Raw genomic sequence first — 15,839 nt, 5'->3', positions numbered from 1 at the left:
GGCAAGCGGGTAGTAGAAGTTTGGTTTACGTGCGCTTTTTCAATCAGGAAAACTAATCATGCAAGTAGGAAACGCAACAGGTGCAAGCCCGGCTACCGGCGCAGGTAATGGCCAGACCACACAGGATCTCCAGGACCAGAAGGCGCAAAACGCCTTCCAGGAGGAGATCACGAAGGAAAGCAACATGGAAGCCAAACGCAACCAGACCCGAATGGGCGTGATTGGCAACCTGAAGTAACGAGGTAGACGAGGCGCAGTGATAGCTGCGCCTCGAATCGACGCAACGATGACGACAGGCAACGACATGCTATTACAACCCGTGGTAATGAATGTATTTCCCTCAGAGCCGATTTCTGGTCCCCAACAGGATCCGTCAGGCGATAAGGTGTTCGGTGACGCCGGCAGTTCTCCCGCGTTCAGGGTGATCGAGCAGGCCGAGCAGCTGTTCAAGGCGCAGGACAAGCGTATTGCAAACGATCTCGCCTCTTACGCGAGGAACGGCTCGTCGAACGGGCGCACGCTCGATCTTCTTCGTCTGCAATACGACCTCGACGACATGCAAACCAGCGCCGCGTTGGCAAAAAACATTGCCGACAAGGTTGGGCAGGCTATTACTTCGCTTACTCAGGGAAAGTGATGCGACGAGCACTTGTTCTACTGCCGCTGCTATTCCTCGTCGGCTGCAAGGCATCACTGTTCGAAGGCCTGGAAGAGGACCAGGCAAACCAGATCGTTGCCGTTCTGAGCCGGCACGGCATCGATGGTGCGAAGGAACGCAACCCTGACAAGACATGGAACGTTTCTGTCGATGACGATGACGTCGTCGCCGCGACGGACATCACCCGCGAATATGCGTTGCCCCGCAGCAATCATGCAAACCTTGGCGATCTGTTCAGCCGCAAGGGGTTGATCTCGAATCCGGATGAAGACCGCGTGCGTTACGTGTATGGCTTGACGCAGGAACTCTCCGAAACGCTGGAGAAGATCGACGGAGTACTTGTCGCCCGCGTGCATATCGTGCAGCCGGAGCGCGACCCGCTGATGCGGCAGGTCACGCCGCCGTCGGCATCGGTGATGCTTCGCTATCGGAGCGACTACAACATCGAATACATGCGCGACAAGATTCGCGCGCTGGTTGCGGGCAGCGTAGAAGGTTTGACGCCCGACCATGTGTATCTGACGTTCATTCCTGTGACACCTGTGGCGGACCCGCTCAACGCAAAAGGGGACGCCGACGCGCGCTTTGCGCCATCTGCGCCCGGGTCTCGCCACAGCCTGGTGCTGACGACGATCGCCGTGACAGTGATGGTGATGTTGCTGATCGTGTCCGCATGGGTGTGGGACAGCGGTATCCGCTCATTTACGCCAACCTTCTTCCGGCGCAGGAAACTGAAGCGCGGGAGCGGGAGCGGGAGCGAGAGCGAGGCGCAACGCAAAGATCAGCCCGGCGGTCCCGGCGGTGGAGACGCATCATGAGTTTCGTTCCCGTCCTCACGCTCTCGAAGTGGGCGCACTACAGCTGGCTGCCGCGCGGTGAACGCGCGCTTTCGGAGCGCGCGCAAGCCGACGCCAACGCCAGTCTGCTCGCCCGCTTCGCGCCGCTAACCAGCGGTCGTGCGATCGCGCCGGTGCCTCCGTTCGCCGCATTGCCGCGTCCAGCGTGCGCGAAGGTGATGCGTGTGGCCGCTGCGTTCGCCAACGCGCGCTCGCTGCGCAGAGTGGTCAGCGCAACTGCGCGCGAAATGTTCGCGAGCCTGGTGGGGCCGCAGGTGCTGAGCGCCATCCAACGCAATGCGAGACCCGGGTTCGTCGACATCGATGTGGGCGCGACGTTGAACGTATTCGACCGCGCGGATATGACTGCGGCCGGTCTGCAGATCGCGCTGCATGCCATCGACGACCCCGCAGGACGCGTGTTGCTCCAGTTGCGCTTGCCCGTCGCCGTTGCGCAACGCGCTTCACGCTTCCAGGCGAGCGACATCAGCCCGCAAGCCGCGAGCGACGTGCTGGAAGCCGCCTACGCACTCGCTGGAGGTAAAGCATGTTGATATGCCGGAAGGGTCAATGGCGTGTCGAGTCGGACGGCTACGTGTCGAGCAGGGAACTGCGGGAACTCGACGGTTTGCGCGAAGCCGAGACGTCCCGCGCGCGGGACGCCGAACGCGAGACTGCCCGTCTCGCCGACCGCGTGCGCGTACTAAAGCGCCGGGCGTGGCGCCGTGGATACGATGCGGGGCGCCAGGCCGCACTGCGCGAATTCGTCGTGCCCCGGGCGGCCGCATCGTTTGCGGCGCGTTGCCTGGAAGAGCGTCTTGCGGGTCTGGCGCTGAACGCTATCGTCGCGATGCTTGGTGAGCTTCCTGCTGAAGTTGCCTTGCTCAACCGCTTGCGGCGCTGTGTCCGTGCTTCGCGGGCACAACACGTCATTTCCTTGCGCGTATCGGCGGACGACTGTGAGCAGGCGAAACGTGCGGCGCACACCCTTGAGGAGGAACTCAATATTCCTCTGTTCATGGTGCTGTCCGATGCGGGGTTGCCGCCGCATTCACTCGTTGTCGAGACCGAGCACGGCGTGATCGATGGTAGCTTGACGCCGCAATTGCGCGTGCTCGAACGCGGCATGAAGGACGCGATCGGCATGGTGCTCGCCGAGTACCGCTACATCGACGACGAATCCGCGAGGATACTCGGCGTGATCGAGCACGGACTGCGCGACGTTATTGCCTTGTTGGCGCACTCTGACGCACACCAGTATGGCGGAGAGGCGCAATGAGCCCATGGCGAGACCTGGAGCGCATGTCGCTCGCGCACGCCAAGCGGCACAACGTTGCGGCGCTGCATTTCGGCACCCCTTATCCGGTGCGAGTCGGTAATCGGGCTTTTAGGTTGCAATTCGAACCTTGCCGTGCGGGTTATCCGTTGAGGATTCTCGCACACGCAATGGGCGAACCACTCGTGCTCGATTGCGACGCGCAGGCGCTTTTCCCCGAATTGACCCGGCAGACGCTGGCGCAGCAGGAGAACGAGGCACCGCTGTTAATCGCACAAGCCTTCGACGAGTGGCTAAGTGCACTTGAAGGCGTGTTCGGATTCGCGATCGATGTGACAGGCGTGGCTTTCGATATGCCGTCGTTGCCAGGTGCTTACGGTCTTGTCCTCACGCATTCCCGGACGCATCGCGCAGCCCACTTTGCGCTCTATAGCCCTGTGATCGATCAGTGGCTCACGCGTCAGCCGGTTTCCGTGGGCGAGGCGACCCGTCTCGCCAGCCGGCTCCTGGTGTCCGTGCCCGTGTGCATGGCGGGCCCCGCACTGACCTTGCAGCGCGTGCGCAGAATCCAGCGCGGCGACGCACTGCTGTTGAGCCGCTCGCATCAATACTTGCGCCTGCCACTTTGCCGTGGGGCGCGTCGAATTCTACTTAAAACAGCAGGAGAACATATGGTGATAGACCGCCCAATGATCGATGACAACAACCCCGCCGGCGAAATGACGAGCGAGCTGATTCCCGCAAGCGCACTTACGTTTTCGTTTGACGCCGTGATCGGTACTTTGTCCTTCGCGCTCGACGAGTTGATGCGATTGCGACCCGGATCGATCGTGTCGTTGCAAACGCCCGTACGTCAGCACGCGGTCATGCTGTTATGCCAGGGCGTGCCGTTCGCGCGCGGGGAACTGATCGACATCGATGACGCGCTGGGCGTGCGTATCGTCGATCTGGCGCATATATCCGATCAGCAAGCGGCATCATGAGAGAGCAGATCGTCAACTTTCAGATCGTCGTCTTTTTTTTCGTTCTCGGACTGCTGCCGCTCATCGTGACGATGACTACCTCTTTCACCAAGTTCAGCATCGTGCTGACGCTGCTGCGTTCCGCGCTCGGTGTGCAGCAGGCGCCGGGCAACATGGCGATCTCCGCGTTGGCGCTGTCGGCGACGTTGGTCGTAATGGCGCCGACGGTCGAAAAGATCGGCGCGGATCTGTCGATCAGCGAGCGCCTCGAGCGCGGCGAGTTTCCGGACGTGACGGAGGTCTATCGGGCGGTGCGCGGACCGCTTGGCGAATTCATGCTTGACCATTCGCGACCTGCCGAACGGGCGTTCCTCGTGACGGCGGCAAAACGCGTCGATCCGACACGCGACGCGCAGGAGACCGACTTGTCGCTGCTGATACCCGCATTCATGATCAGCGAAATCTCGAGCGGCTTTGAAGCGGGCTTTCTGCTGTATATGGTGTTTCTTATCATCGACCTCGTGGTGGCCAACGTGTTGACGGCAATGGGGATGGTGATGTTGTCGCCAACAACGGTCTCGACGCCGTTGAAGCTCTTTGTGCTCGTTTCCGTCTCGGGTATTTCGAAGCTGATGCACGGACTCATTGTCAGTTACGCAAAATGAACGCTTATCCCACTCTCGGCTCGTTGTCCGGCGATGCCCTGCTGCTCGTCTTCTGGCTGTCGCTGCCGGCGCTTGCGGTCGCAACGACGATCGGCATTCTGATCGGGCTCGTGCAGTCCATCACCCAGATCCAGGATCAGGCATTGCCGTACGGCGCGAAGATCATCGGCGTCGGTCTTGTGATGATGGTCGCGATGCCCTGGGGGAATAGCGAAGTAACGCGCTTCCTCGAGCACGCATTTTCCTACATAGCGGCGGGGAGGGTGCAGTGATGACCGACTATATCGGATACATCCAGGGATTCGCGTTTTGCACGATCCGGCCCGCCGTCGCGCTCTCGCTGGTTCCGTTCGGCAACAATGAGTCGGTCGGGGTCGCATTGCGAGTGCCGTTGATGTTGATGTTCGCGACATTGCCGCAACAGGCCGCGTGGCCGGATCACGCGATTGCCGCGATGGCGATCGAAGTGCTGATCGGATTGACACTCGGGCTGTTGCTCAGCGTGGTTTTTCATGCGGCTGGCGCGGCCGGTGCGCTTATCGATCAACAGGGCGGCTATTCGATCGGTGCGTCGTACGATCCGAACTTTCGCGACGAAGCGGCGCTTTTCCAGCACCTCTTCAGCTGGTTTGCCACGCTGACGTTCTTCACCGGAACGGGGCTTGAAACTGTTTACGGCTTCTTCGCCGATACGTGGGTACTCTGGCCGCCCGGCGCGCCGCGTCCCGACTACCTGCGCGTGATGCGCGAGCTGGCTGAACAGCGGCTTGCACTGTCGATCGTCGAGGGCGTCAAGATCGCGACGCCTCTCGTTGGATTGATGCTGCTTGTCGATGTATCGCTCGGGTTGATGTCGCGTTACGCGAAGCGGCTCAATCCGTTCACGACCGCGCGCACCGTCAAGGCAATGGTGCTTTCCTTCGTCATCGTTTCCTGTGTGCCGTTGCTGTTCGAGCGGCTCAATGCCATTTTTCTGCAAAGCGCGATCCTACGATGAGCGACAAGACAGAAGCCCCAACTCCACACCGGCTGAAGCGCGCACGCAAGGACGGCGACATTGCAAAGAGCACGCACGTGACCGTCGCCGTGAGCGGACTCTTCTGGTGGCTATTCCTGCTGCTGGAATCGCCGCATATCTACAAGGTTTGCGTACACATGATGGAAGCCGTGACGCAGCTCGATCAGGCGCGACCATTCGCCGAGCGCTACGCGCAGATTGCGAGCCTACTTGCAGACGCGCTGCCCGTCGTGTTTGCGACGCTCGGCGCGGGCGCGCTTGCGGTCATCGTGCCCGAAGCCGCGCAGACGGGCGGTTTGCTCGCGTTCAAGCGCCTCGCGCCGGATCTGAAACGTTTGAATCCCCTAACAGGGATAAAGAACCTGTTCGGCCTGAAGATGTTGCTCGAATCCGCGATTACGCTGGCGCAGTTTTCCATCCTGCTGTTCATCGTGTGGCATGCGTTCGCGACATGGTGCGCAGAATTGCTGCCTTCATTCGCTCTTCCGTTCGGTGGACAACTGAGCGCGACGGGCGAGTCCATTGCGCATCTGGCGGGTTTGCTCGCGGTGTCACAGCTTGCTCCCGCCGCTGTCGATTTCCGCCTGCAGCGTTTTCAGTGGCGACGAAAGTTGCGTATGGACAAGAACGAAATCAAACGCGAGCACCGAGACGATGAGGGCGATCCGCATGTCAAAGGACGGCGCCGAGCCTTGCACAGGGAATTGAGCCGATAACATGAACAGAAATCTGAAGCTGGGCAAGTTCAACTTGCTGGATATGGTGACGCGGCATGCCGATCTCGGCGTGGGGGCGGGTTTGCTTTGCGTGCTGCTGCTGCTGATCCTGCCCGTTCCCGCATTCATTCTCGATCTGTTCATCTGCGTGAGCTTCACGACCAGCTTCGTGATGCTCACGGCGACGATCTACGCCGCAAAGCCGGTGGAGCTGTCGAGCTTTCCGTCCCTGCTACTGATGACGACGTTGTTAAGGCTTTCGCTCGCCATCGCGTCCACCAAGATGATCCTGCTGTATGCACACGCGGGCCAGATCATCGGCGCATTCGGTGAAATGGTGGTAGGTGGGAATGTCGCTGTCGGCCTGGTGGTGTTCATCGTGTTGTCGGCGATCCAGTTCATCGTTGTTGCAAAAGGAGCGGACCGCGTTGCGGAAGTGTCGGCGCGCTTTACGCTCGACGGTATTCCCGGGCGACAGATGAGCATCGACGCAGATCTGCGTGGCGGATTGATCAGTGCATCCGACGCGGGCAGGTTGCGCGGCGAGCTCGAGCGCGAAACGTATTTCTACGGCTCGCTCGACGGCGCCATGAAGTTCGTCAAGGGCGATGCGATTGCGGGGCTCGTCGTCGCGCTGGTGAACATTGCCGGTGGACTCGCCGTCGGCATCGGCCAGCGAGGGCTGTCGTTTGGCGATGCGCTGCACACGTACACGATTCTCACGGTCGGCGACGGACTGGTTTCGCAGATTCCTTCGCTGATCGTATCGATCTCGGCGGGCTTGCTGGTGACGCGCGTATCGTCAGGCGGCGGCAGCACGAATCTTGGCGGCGACATCTTCGGGCAGCTCTCGCTGCATCCTCAAGCGCTCGCCATGGCCGGCGCCGCATGCATTGCACTTGCCGCCATTCCCGGCTTTCCACACGTGCAGTTTCTTTTCGCGGCGGCCGCGCTGATCGGCGTGGCGGTCGCGATGATGCGCAAGCGCAAGGCTGCGGAACGTTCGGCGCGGCCAAAAATGCCGGCCATGACGCGTGACGGCGGGAATTACGTACAACGCATCCTCGACGACGTCGAGCTTGGCACGAGCACTCCGCTTCGCATTCGTCTTGGACGCGCGGCCGCGGGTGCGTTGAACGGCGTTGAACTGAACGAGCAGCTTGCAAAGCTGCGGCGCGACCTGATCGTGCGCCTGGGTGTGCCGTTTCCCGGCCTCGTGTTGCTGAAAGACGAGCGTCTCGAAGAAGACCGCTATATCGTCGATATCGACGACGTGCCGTATTCGAGCGGTACGTTGCTTGCGGACCATGTGCTGGTGAGTGGCGATGCGGCGCTGGTGACGATGGAAGGCACATGGGGCTATCATCCGCGCGCGGAGAAATCCGTCTGGGTGTCGGCACAGTCGGCGGCGGGTGTGGATCGCGCGCAGTTCATGACATCCGGTGCCAATGAAGCGCTTTGCGCGCATTTGCTGGACGTGTGTGAGCAACGCGCGTCGTCGTTTGTCGGCACTCAGGAGACGCGCTTCCTGCTTGGTATCATCAACGTCGAGTTCCGCGAACTGGTGACGCTTGCCCAGCAGGCAATCAGCACGTCGCAACTCGCCTTCGTGCTGCGCAGCCTGTTGGCGCAGCGTGTGCCGATACGCAATCTGCGAGCCATTCTCGAAGCGATCGTCCGTCTGCCCGACGGTGAACGCTCGTACGACCGGATGGTGCGTGAGGCACGCATCGCGCTTGCGCCGCAACTGGTGCGCTCGTACGCTGATCTGAACAACTGGGAAGTCGCCGCCGCGGTGCTCGAGCCTTCATGGGAAGCCGACCTCGAAGCGCAGATCGATCAGGACCTGAACGGCGAACCGCAATGTCTGCTCGACGCGGACCGGCTCGAGAGCTTGCAAAAGAGCTTCGCCGGGCGGAAAGACATGGCGCGGCTGGTGGTGACGACGGCCGTTCTGCGTCCCCACCTGGAGCGCATTCTGCGCATGCTCGGTATTCGGGCGGACGTGCTCGCGATGGAAGAAGTCCCGCAAGATACGTATCGCATCCGCGTGACAGCGACGCTTACGCCCGGTTGATCCATGCATACAGTGAACGACAAGATGAAAATGGATATGCCAAGCGTGCCGCTGTTGTCGAATCCGCCTGTGCTCAGCGCGAGGGTAGTCGAAGCGAGGGGCGTCGTCGTGCGCGTCGTGGGTGCCTCGTTGCGTATCGGGGAAATGGTCCGGCTCATCCGCCCGGATACGGGGGAAGCGCAGCTCGGCGAAGTGGTCGGCTTTGCTCAGGACGGCGCGTTCGTCGTGCCGCTGGACGGACTGGCCGGGCTGTCGAACATCACACAGGTCGAAGGTTGCGGGCTCAGTTGGGGAAGTCTCGACGCGCTCGCGTTGCTTGGGCGCGTGGTCGACGGGCTGGGGCGGCCGCTCGATGGCGGCGCGCCCCCGAAAGCGGCGCAGATGCACAAGTCGGCGGGCATGCTCTCGCATATCAATCCACTCGAACGTCCGGTGATTGCGACGCCGCTGGCGACGGGCGTGCGAGCGATCGACGGTCTTCTAACCTGCGGCGTCGGCCAGCGGGTCGGCATCTTCGCGCCGGCGGGCGGTGGCAAAAGCACGTTAATGGGGATGATCGCGAATGGCGCGAACGTCGACGCGATCGTTATCGCGCTGATCGGCGAACGTGGCCGCGAAGTGGGAGAGTTCATTCATGATCATCTGCATACGCGGCGCGCGTCCTCGGTTGTGATTGCGTCGACGTCGGAGCGGCCGGCGGCGGAGCGCATCAAGGCGGCAGAACTGGCTTGCAGCGTGGCAAGCGATCTCCGCGCGCAGGGAAAGCAGGTTCTGCTGCTATTCGATTCGTTGACCCGTTATGCGCGCGCACTGCGCGAAGTCGGCCTTGCAGTAGGTGAGCCGCCCGTGCGCCGGGGCTATCCGCCGCGCGTATTCGCCGAGTTGCCTCGCCTGATCGAAACGGCTGGTCTCACGCGGCAGGGAGCGGTTACGGCGTTTTTCACGGTACTCGCCGAAGACGAGGAGATGTCCGACCCAATCGCGGAGGAGGCGCGCTCGTTGCTGGATGGCCACATTCAGCTGTCGGCGCGTCTCGGTGCTTCAGGACATTATCCGGCTATCGACGTACTGAAAAGCAAAAGCCGCGTGATGACACGCGTGACGAGTTCCGCGCATCGCGACGATGCGAACCGCGTGCGAAGCTGGATGAGCCGCTACCAGGAGGTCGAGCTTTTGCTGCAGATAGGTGAGTATCGCCGCGGCAACGATTCCGTCAGCGATCTGGCGATTGACCGGCATCAGATGATCGAGCGTTTCTTGTGTCAGCGCCATGATGAGTATTGCGGATGGGCTAGCACCATTGCATCGCTGCACGGCCTTGCGCGTGGATAGCCGCGATGAGCGACGCGAGGCAAATGCGGTTGTGGATTGTGCTTGCTCGCGTGCGGCGGCTCAGGGTCGAGCGCAGGCGGCGTATTCTCAACGCGGCTCGACTCGAGATGGAGCGTTCAGCGGCGAATACCGAGGCGAAACGAGAAGCCATCGCGCGGCATCAGGCGAGATGCAGCGAGATCATTGCCGTATGCACGTCTGGCAATAGAGCGGCACCGCTGTGGCGCATCGCTTTGCAAAAGCACGTCGATGAACGCGTCGCGCTGGTAGCCGCATTGTCGAATGCGTTGAGCGCAGAGCAACTGGCAGAAGCAAAGGCCGCCGCCTCGTCTCATGCTCTGCAGCGTGAAATGCGCGGCGAAGAGGACGCACGAGCGCGCGTGCGGCGTCTGAAGGCGGCGCGTCAGAAGGATGACGATCCCGACGATTGAGTATCAAAGCCAATAGACGGCAAGCGTTCTGAAGAGGTCGCGAACTCAGCTGACAACGAGAGTCGCCGGATTCCGGCGACTCTCGTTGCGATTAGTGGTTGGTGAAGTCGGCTGCCTTGCCCGTCTGCGCGTCTACCCAGCCCTTGCCGTGACTATTGGGGGCGATCGAATAGCCGTCCGGCGTTTGCGCGTCGAGCTGGCGACCATTGCCCGTTCGTTGCACCGTCAGCGGACTACTGTTCTTTTCGCTCAGGCCGTTGACCTGGTAAGCGTTGTTGCCGTTCGTGATCGTTAGCCTGTCGGCATACGTCACATTGCCGTTACCCTGTGTTCCGACGGTCATCTTGGTGCCACCAGGCAGATCGAAAGTCAGCGGACCTTTGAACATGCTCGACTTTCCGTTCGAGTCGATATGCGGGTCACCCCAGACTTTTGTCGTCTCGCCCGTCTTTTTGTCCGTCAGGAGAATCGACGAGTCGCTCTTGTTCAGATTGACCTTGTAGTTGCCAAGATCGATGCTCGATTTATTGCCACTGACGGCGGTGTTGCTCCAGGCGGCAGTCGCGTTGTGGCAGTTCGCCTGATCGTGCGGTTCATTGCGACTGTCGGAATGGTAAGAGACGCGCCGGGTGGTTTGGTCGAAGTTGAAGCCGCCGTGGATGCCTTTCATTTCCTGAGACGACTCGAGGCGCGAAAAGCGGTCTTGGATACGGCCCCTGAGGTCCGGCGTGCAACGGTCGCTCCGGGTATCGTTCCCGAAACCCGGCGTCGACTCGTTAAACTGGGTACGCCGGAAATGGGGCTGGGAATGGGGCGCTACGGCTGACGCGAAGCTGGACGAATGACTATAGCTGAAATCGCTGCTGAAGGTTTTGACCTGTTGCGAAGAGGTCTTCGACTCGAATGCACTGCTCGACGACATTCTCGTGCTGGATCGATCCAGTTCGGACGACATCGAGTGCATTTGGGTGTGGAGCACAGAGTATTGCTTTTCAATTGCTGCTTGCATGGATGATACCTCAATAGGTTCATTGGCTATTTGAGGTCAATGCCTGGAATGACGCCATCGGACACGCGAAATCCTGTCCGATGACGTATGCAAAGTCTAAGGACAAGGCGCAGCGAAGATGCACTACATGCGTAACACAAGTTAAATGTTGTGATCTGGGTGTCTGTGATACGACGGCAGTCCGTGCGGCTGTGTGGGGCGGGCAACCATGACATGGCTGGATCGCATCGGTTAGCATTGGATACTGGAAGCGAAGGGCGGGCGCATGTCGGCTACATTCCGCTTTTCGTAAGTAGCGGGTAAGTTGCGGCCGTTATCGTGTTTGAAAGTCGGCAAGCGGTCGCGCGAATGGCGCGGTGCGGCAGGGGCGATCGGGACGTCAGGTTCGCAGCAGAGTAACGCTGCAGCAACACCTGCGCCGTCGGCGGTTTTCCCGGATCACCCTGACTGCCGGGCCGTTGCTGCGTTGGCCTGTCGCGCGCTGTCAAGAGCGCGCCTGATGAGTACAGGGCAACTGGAACCGAAGGTTCATCTGCGTCGTGTTGAATGGGCAATGCAGGCGGAGCGGCGTTGCTGATCGGGCTTGTTGACATGGTCGCAGCTCGGAGAGTTGTGGACGGACGGTGCGCGATGAACATTCGCGCCACCGTGGTGACAATGAAACCATTGGTCCATCCGGGCCATGCCATAACCGGATATAGGTGTGTGCCAGACGTAAGTCATGGCATTTAACTGGGGATTCCTGAATGAAGGGTCCAGGGAGCAAGGACGGAGAGCGCAAGCAATACTCCGACAGAGCCACGGCTGCGTCCGGTACAACGGTGCCAGGAAATCCCGGTTCGGCCTGCGAGATCCGCGTACTATGCCTTGCCGGTGTATATGGATAAGTGTCGCCTCCGTGGACATTCATCATGCTGCAATGTATCCCGTAGCGTCGCGCCGCTCATCCCTTTGCGGCGCCACTTTTCCATCGGGAGATTAAAGAATGGCGATACCGTCAACGGGTAGTTCAACTTCTGCCGTCCGGGATGATATTCGTAGCCCGAACAAAGATGCCGGTAAGGTTCAACCGGTGGAAAGTACTCTGGCCATCGGCTCGACACTTTCGCAAACATCTGACGAGGCTCCACTGATAAAGACCGCTTTATCCGCGCTGTCCGGTGCCTCCTTACACCTGTCTGGAGCAGGCAGTAGCGCCAAATCGAATTCCCATTCCGGGCCGAAGAGGGAGACATCGAACAACAAGCAAATACGTCATGCTGCGGAAAGGAGCAGTACTTTTGATGTTTTGATGGCTCGGTCCAAGGGCTTCGTACCCGCCGGCTCTCTCGCTAAAGAAAACGCGAGTCCCAGCGGCCCAAACAGCACGCTTTCCATCGCGACCGCGCAAGGGGGACGGGCACAACCCACAGAACAAACCGCGCCGCCCCTGCCCAACGCCAGCATGGAAGAGTTCAAGGAGCTCAACAACCAGTACGATACCCAGGACGGCTACCTTCACCGGAGCAGCGACGCGAACACCCAGAACGAGCAAAAAATTGAAGCTGGCCTGCAGCAGCAGATGACCGGTTACCCGCCCGAGGTGATTCGGTTCGCACAGAAACAAACCCAACTGCAATGCATGATCGCCGGACTGCCCGGGAGCGAACGCCAGTTCTACGGCGGCGCGATTGCCATATTGGGCTCGGCCTACCAGCTCGAAACCAGCAGCGACAAACGCGCCGCGTTAGATCAGAAATTCACCGAGCTTGAAAGCGCCGTTGGTGATGAATTCACTCGTGTGAGCAACGATGCTGTCGACCGGGCCTTGGGTGTATTCAACCCTCCCACGGGCGAAGCCTATCTGGGCAAGGAGGATCGGCAAGATGTCGACAAACTTGGAAACCTACGCGATCGGTTCCTTCATGCACCGGACGCAGGAACACGGAAGGCGATATTCCAGGAAGCCAGCGAGCTGAAAGGAAAACTGCAAAACAATATCTCTACGAAGATCAGCGAACGCCAGCGTACGGAAGACAGCGACTGGAAAGAAGCCAACGGAGAAGTCGACCGCATTCTGAACGAAGCGCAAGCGCAGGCCGATCCTGCAAAGCGCTACGAACTGATTGGCCGCCAACTCTTTGAGCTTGATCCCGGGCAGGATAAGTTGAAGGACAAGGTTATTCTGGCCTTCACTCAACGGATGCAAGACTCGCCCGAACTGCGTGACAGGCTCGACACCTGGCATGATCAGGTCAGCGGCCCCCTCAACGATCACGGAGTGGGTGCCGCGAAGAAATATACGGACATTCTGAAGCACCTGCCGCCGGTGAGCGGCGACTATGTGCGCGATCTCAGCGATCAGTACAACGCCGTTCTCAAGGACGCCAGCTTCAAGGATTACTCCATCACCCCCGCAGCCCGGGCGGAGAAGCTGGTCGGGCAAATATTGGAAGGCATCATGCGCACGATGCTGGGGCTGACGCCATTGGCTCCGCTGGCTGATGCTCTGCCTTCCACACTGCCGGTCAACGTTCGGATGGGGATCGATTATGGCTCGGCGTTAGTGGGCATGCTTGCTGGAGAAGGCGGCGGAGTTGCCAGGGAGATCAGTTTCGCGGGCAAAGGTATTTCAAGGGCAGCCGGGGACGCCGAGGTTTCCGGCCTGGCTGGAAGAGAAGGCGGCGCTGCAGGCGAGGGCCTCGTTCAAGGCGCGGGTAAAAACATGATTGCGGCGACTCAGGGGGAACTCGCCTTGAGCCCGGAAGCGAAAGCGGCCGAAAAAGCGCTCCAGGAGAAGACAGTCGCAGAGGCCGGTCCCGCGGTCGATCCCACCAATCTGCTCGCACACCAGAGCGTGGGGGACAAGTCATACGGGGCGCTCGAGAACTATGCCGACTCAAGTGTTTCCCTTAAAGATCTCCAGCCTGGACAGGAGCCGGGCATCCTCGTGGATGCCAACGGTGACAGGTATATCGAACTGGGCGGAAAGGCTTATCGCGCCCGCTTTGATCAAGAGAGCAACAGCTGGCGAGTGTTTAACAAAGGCTCTGAACTAAAACCACAGATTCCGGTTCGCCTGAATGAGACTACTCAACAGTGGGAGCCTGAAAGTGCGGCGAAACCCGGCAAATCCGGGCCTAATGCACCGTCGACGAACGGTGCGCGCTTCGATGTGCCCGATCGATATGCCAGCGTGCCGGACGGTGAACTGGTCCCCGATCCGGACAGGCAGGGCATCTTCAGGGACAACAAGCTCCAGGCTTATATCAAGGTGAACGGTAAAACCTGGCCGGTCAGATGGGACAAGGAGCAGGGCACGTGGCGCGTCTATCAGACCAACGCCCCGTCGAACCATCAATATTCCGTCAGGCTGGACGAGCACGGCAACTGGCAGGTGCATAGCGACACGGGTCTGAGGGGCGGTATGGACAGTGGTAGCTCGTCCGGCGGCAGTCCGTCATCTGCCGGATCAGCAGAGCGGCCGTTTCCGGAGGCATTCAGGGTCTCTACGTCGAACGGTGCAGCGCCTTCGACCGCCATGGAGCAAACTCTGAACCCGCCCGCATGGAGTTCCGTTGCAGACGGCCGGATCGACGATCCCGCGTTCGTCCAGCAATACCGCACTGCGTTCAATAACCTGCCCGAAGACCAGCGGCGCGCCATTCGGGATTGGTCTTATGTGGATGATGGCGGAAGCGCTGGCTATTCGAGCGATAGCTCCAGCGTCAGTTATAAGGGCTTCAACTACGACTTCAATAAGAAGCTTTTCGGAGGTGCCCCGGACGCTGAGGCAACCGCGCACGCCCGCACATTGCAAACCGGCCTCGACGGTCTGCCGATACCAGGGGGGGCGAATCGTTTGCTGCGCATCGCCCACGTTGACCGCGACTATGCGGGCAAATTTTCACCGGGTGAGTACGTAACCAATTCTCCGGCGTTCATGTCGGCGTCGAGCAAGAACGAGTATGCGCAGTACGTTCTGGGTGACAAGGATGAGGGCACCGGCCCGGATCACCCGTTCGCTCTCTACGACATTCAGGCGCAGTCCGCGACGCCATTCGTCAGTTCCGTCAGCACGATGGCAACCGAGGAGGGCGAATGGGTTTTCAGACCAGGCGCTGTATTCAGGGTTGAAGAAGTCGCCGTCGCCAAGTCGAACGATCCGACGGAGAATCCTCGTATTGGCATGCGCCTGGTCGAAGTGCCCGTTACCCAGCCCATATACGCGAAGAATATCCACACGGGCCAACTGCAAATCGTCTATCCGTCGGGTACGACGCTGCAGGCGCCAGCCGGGAGCGACCCTAACCTGCCGCCGCCGCCCGCGTACGGAGACCCGAACGAACCGGGTGCAGTTCTTGTGGGGAACGTGCCGGGCCCGTCGCACTCCTGATCTGGACGAACTGCGAGGCGCCACTCCGATCGCAATCGGACGGCGCCGGTTTCATCATCTGCGCCGCCGCTTCGCTAAGGGCGGTGAGCGGCGGGATCCAACTGCGTGGCCAGATGCATCGACTGGCATTGCGTGCGCAGGCTGCCGTCGCGCAACTGAACCTAGCCATGCCTCAGGTGTAACCCTAATATCGGTTAAGTATGACCAGGCTCTCGGTGCTGATGCGCACCTCCTTTGGCGCGCACCTCATGACACGGCCGGATCGCTTCGGCTAACATTGATACGGAACGCACTGCCGGCGCGCCGTATCGTATGGCGCCTGAAAGTTGCGGCGGGTGTCTCCAACCCTCGACAACATGATCGCCCCTGCCGCACCGCACCCTATGCGCGATCGCTCGCCGACTTCCAAACATATCTGGTATTGGAAAACAGCGATCCCACCCCGCACCAGGCGCGTTCGTCACAAACCGACGACATCGTCGTT

General features: G+C 60.4%; 15 protein-coding genes. 14 read left to right on the top strand and 1 reads right to left on the bottom strand.

The features are described from left to right. Positions 1 to 58: 58 nt before the first annotated feature. The 13 genes from PQR42_RS41115 to PQR42_RS41055 all read left to right on the top strand — a co-directional run bounded on the left by PQR42_RS41115 (position 59) and on the right by PQR42_RS41055 (position 9,971). Positions 59 to 238: a hypothetical protein gene (locus PQR42_RS41115; protein WP_408392765.1), complete on the top strand. Its 180-nt coding sequence runs from the start codon at positions 59 to 61 to the stop codon at positions 236 to 238. 48 nt (positions 239 to 286) lie between these two features. Beyond that, complete coding sequence (locus tag PQR42_RS41110) at positions 287 to 637, top strand: hypothetical protein (RefSeq protein ID WP_408392763.1); 351 nt, start codon at positions 287 to 289, stop codon at positions 635 to 637. After that, positions 637 to 1,476: a type III secretion system inner membrane ring lipoprotein SctJ gene (gene sctJ, locus PQR42_RS41105; RefSeq protein ID WP_408392761.1), complete on the top strand. Its 840-nt coding sequence runs from the start codon at positions 637 to 639 to the stop codon at positions 1,474 to 1,476. The genes PQR42_RS41110 and sctJ overlap by 1 nt, the downstream gene beginning before the upstream one ends. Further along, positions 1,473 to 2,048 (top strand): hypothetical protein, encoded by a 576-nt coding sequence (locus tag PQR42_RS41100; RefSeq protein WP_408219692.1) that lies wholly within the window; start codon positions 1,473 to 1,475, stop codon positions 2,046 to 2,048. Before sctJ ends, PQR42_RS41100 begins: the two co-directional genes overlap by 4 nt. A 74-nt stretch (positions 2,049 to 2,122) precedes the next feature. Beyond that, the gene (locus tag PQR42_RS41095; RefSeq protein WP_408219695.1) at positions 2,123 to 2,773 is read left to right on the top strand and encodes a FliH/SctL family protein; all 651 of its coding nucleotides are present in this window, start codon (positions 2,123 to 2,125) and stop codon (positions 2,771 to 2,773) included. Beyond that, positions 2,770 to 3,753, top strand: a complete 984-nt coding sequence (locus PQR42_RS41090; protein ID WP_408219698.1) for a FliM/FliN family flagellar motor switch protein — start codon at positions 2,770 to 2,772, stop codon at positions 3,751 to 3,753. The genes PQR42_RS41095 and PQR42_RS41090 overlap by 4 nt, the downstream gene beginning before the upstream one ends. Next, positions 3,750 to 4,397 carry an EscR/YscR/HrcR family type III secretion system export apparatus protein gene (locus PQR42_RS41085; protein WP_408219701.1) on the top strand — a complete coding sequence of 216 codons (648 nt, stop codon included), beginning with the start codon at positions 3,750 to 3,752 and terminating at the stop codon, positions 4,395 to 4,397. The genes PQR42_RS41090 and PQR42_RS41085 overlap by 4 nt, the downstream gene beginning before the upstream one ends. Beyond that, the gene (gene sctS, locus PQR42_RS41080) at positions 4,394 to 4,669 is read left to right on the top strand and encodes a type III secretion system export apparatus subunit SctS (RefSeq protein ID WP_408219704.1); all 276 of its coding nucleotides are present in this window, start codon (positions 4,394 to 4,396) and stop codon (positions 4,667 to 4,669) included. Before PQR42_RS41085 ends, sctS begins: the two co-directional genes overlap by 4 nt. Next, positions 4,669 to 5,394, top strand: coding sequence for an EscT/YscT/HrcT family type III secretion system export apparatus protein (locus PQR42_RS41075; RefSeq protein ID WP_408392758.1), 726 nt, complete (start codon positions 4,669 to 4,671; stop codon positions 5,392 to 5,394). Before sctS ends, PQR42_RS41075 begins: the two co-directional genes overlap by 1 nt. Next, entirely contained in the window at positions 5,391 to 6,131 is a 741-nt protein-coding gene (locus tag PQR42_RS41070) for an EscU/YscU/HrcU family type III secretion system export apparatus switch protein (RefSeq protein WP_408219709.1), read from the top strand. Before PQR42_RS41075 ends, PQR42_RS41070 begins: the two co-directional genes overlap by 4 nt. Before the next feature lies 1 nt (position 6,132). Beyond that, positions 6,133 to 8,208, top strand: a complete 2,076-nt coding sequence (locus PQR42_RS41065) for an FHIPEP family type III secretion protein (RefSeq protein WP_408392756.1) — start codon at positions 6,133 to 6,135, stop codon at positions 8,206 to 8,208. Positions 8,209 to 8,238: 30 nt separating this feature from the next. Beyond that, on the top strand, positions 8,239 to 9,540 hold the full coding sequence (locus tag PQR42_RS41060; protein ID WP_408392753.1) for a FliI/YscN family ATPase: 1,302 nt from the start codon (positions 8,239 to 8,241) through the stop codon (positions 9,538 to 9,540). Positions 9,541 to 9,773: 233 nt separating this feature from the next. Beyond that, a complete protein-coding gene (locus PQR42_RS41055) occupies positions 9,774 to 9,971 on the top strand; it encodes a hypothetical protein (RefSeq protein WP_408495407.1) in 198 nt (65 codons plus the stop codon). A 91-nt stretch (positions 9,972 to 10,062) separates the two neighbouring features. On the opposite strand, the gene PQR42_RS41050 is transcribed toward PQR42_RS41055, so the two are convergent. Further along, entirely contained in the window at positions 10,063 to 10,980 is a 918-nt protein-coding gene (locus PQR42_RS41050; RefSeq protein ID WP_408392747.1) for a DUF1521 domain-containing protein, read from the bottom strand. 985 nt (positions 10,981 to 11,965) lie between these two features. Here PQR42_RS41050 and PQR42_RS41045 point away from each other — a divergent pair. Further along, entirely contained in the window at positions 11,966 to 15,355 is a 3,390-nt protein-coding gene (locus PQR42_RS41045; RefSeq protein ID WP_408495405.1) for a hypothetical protein, read from the top strand. Positions 15,356 to 15,839 lie beyond the last annotated feature (484 nt).

This window comes from Paraburkholderia sediminicola, from assembly GCF_046027355.1.
Classification (GTDB): Bacteria; Pseudomonadota; Gammaproteobacteria; order Burkholderiales; family Burkholderiaceae; genus Paraburkholderia; species Paraburkholderia sediminicola_B.
The sequence above is the reverse complement of the archived record's forward strand: the minus strand, read 5'-3'. Positions and strand labels throughout refer to the sequence as shown.

Coding starts and splice junctions, on each gene's coding strand:
- PQR42_RS41070 (WP_408219709.1), top strand. CDS start 5,391: ATGAGCGACAAGACAGAAGCCCCAACTCCACACCGGCTGAAGCGCGCA.
- PQR42_RS41085 (WP_408219701.1), top strand. CDS start 3,750: ATGAGAGAGCAGATCGTCAACTTTCAGATCGTCGTCTTTTTTTTCGTT.
- PQR42_RS41045 (WP_408495405.1), top strand. CDS start 11,966: ATGGCGATACCGTCAACGGGTAGTTCAACTTCTGCCGTCCGGGATGAT.
- sctJ (WP_408392761.1), top strand. CDS start 637: ATGCGACGAGCACTTGTTCTACTGCCGCTGCTATTCCTCGTCGGCTGC.
- PQR42_RS41050 (WP_408392747.1), bottom strand. CDS start 10,980: ATGCAAGCAGCAATTGAAAAGCAATACTCTGTGCTCCACACCCAAATG.
- PQR42_RS41090 (WP_408219698.1), top strand. CDS start 2,770: ATGAGCCCATGGCGAGACCTGGAGCGCATGTCGCTCGCGCACGCCAAG.
- PQR42_RS41075 (WP_408392758.1), top strand. CDS start 4,669: ATGACCGACTATATCGGATACATCCAGGGATTCGCGTTTTGCACGATC.
- PQR42_RS41115 (WP_408392765.1), top strand. CDS start 59: ATGCAAGTAGGAAACGCAACAGGTGCAAGCCCGGCTACCGGCGCAGGT.
- PQR42_RS41110 (WP_408392763.1), top strand. CDS start 287: ATGACGACAGGCAACGACATGCTATTACAACCCGTGGTAATGAATGTA.
- PQR42_RS41100 (WP_408219692.1), top strand. CDS start 1,473: ATGAGTTTCGTTCCCGTCCTCACGCTCTCGAAGTGGGCGCACTACAGC.
- PQR42_RS41060 (WP_408392753.1), top strand. CDS start 8,239: ATGGATATGCCAAGCGTGCCGCTGTTGTCGAATCCGCCTGTGCTCAGC.
- PQR42_RS41065 (WP_408392756.1), top strand. CDS start 6,133: ATGAACAGAAATCTGAAGCTGGGCAAGTTCAACTTGCTGGATATGGTG.
- sctS (WP_408219704.1), top strand. CDS start 4,394: ATGAACGCTTATCCCACTCTCGGCTCGTTGTCCGGCGATGCCCTGCTG.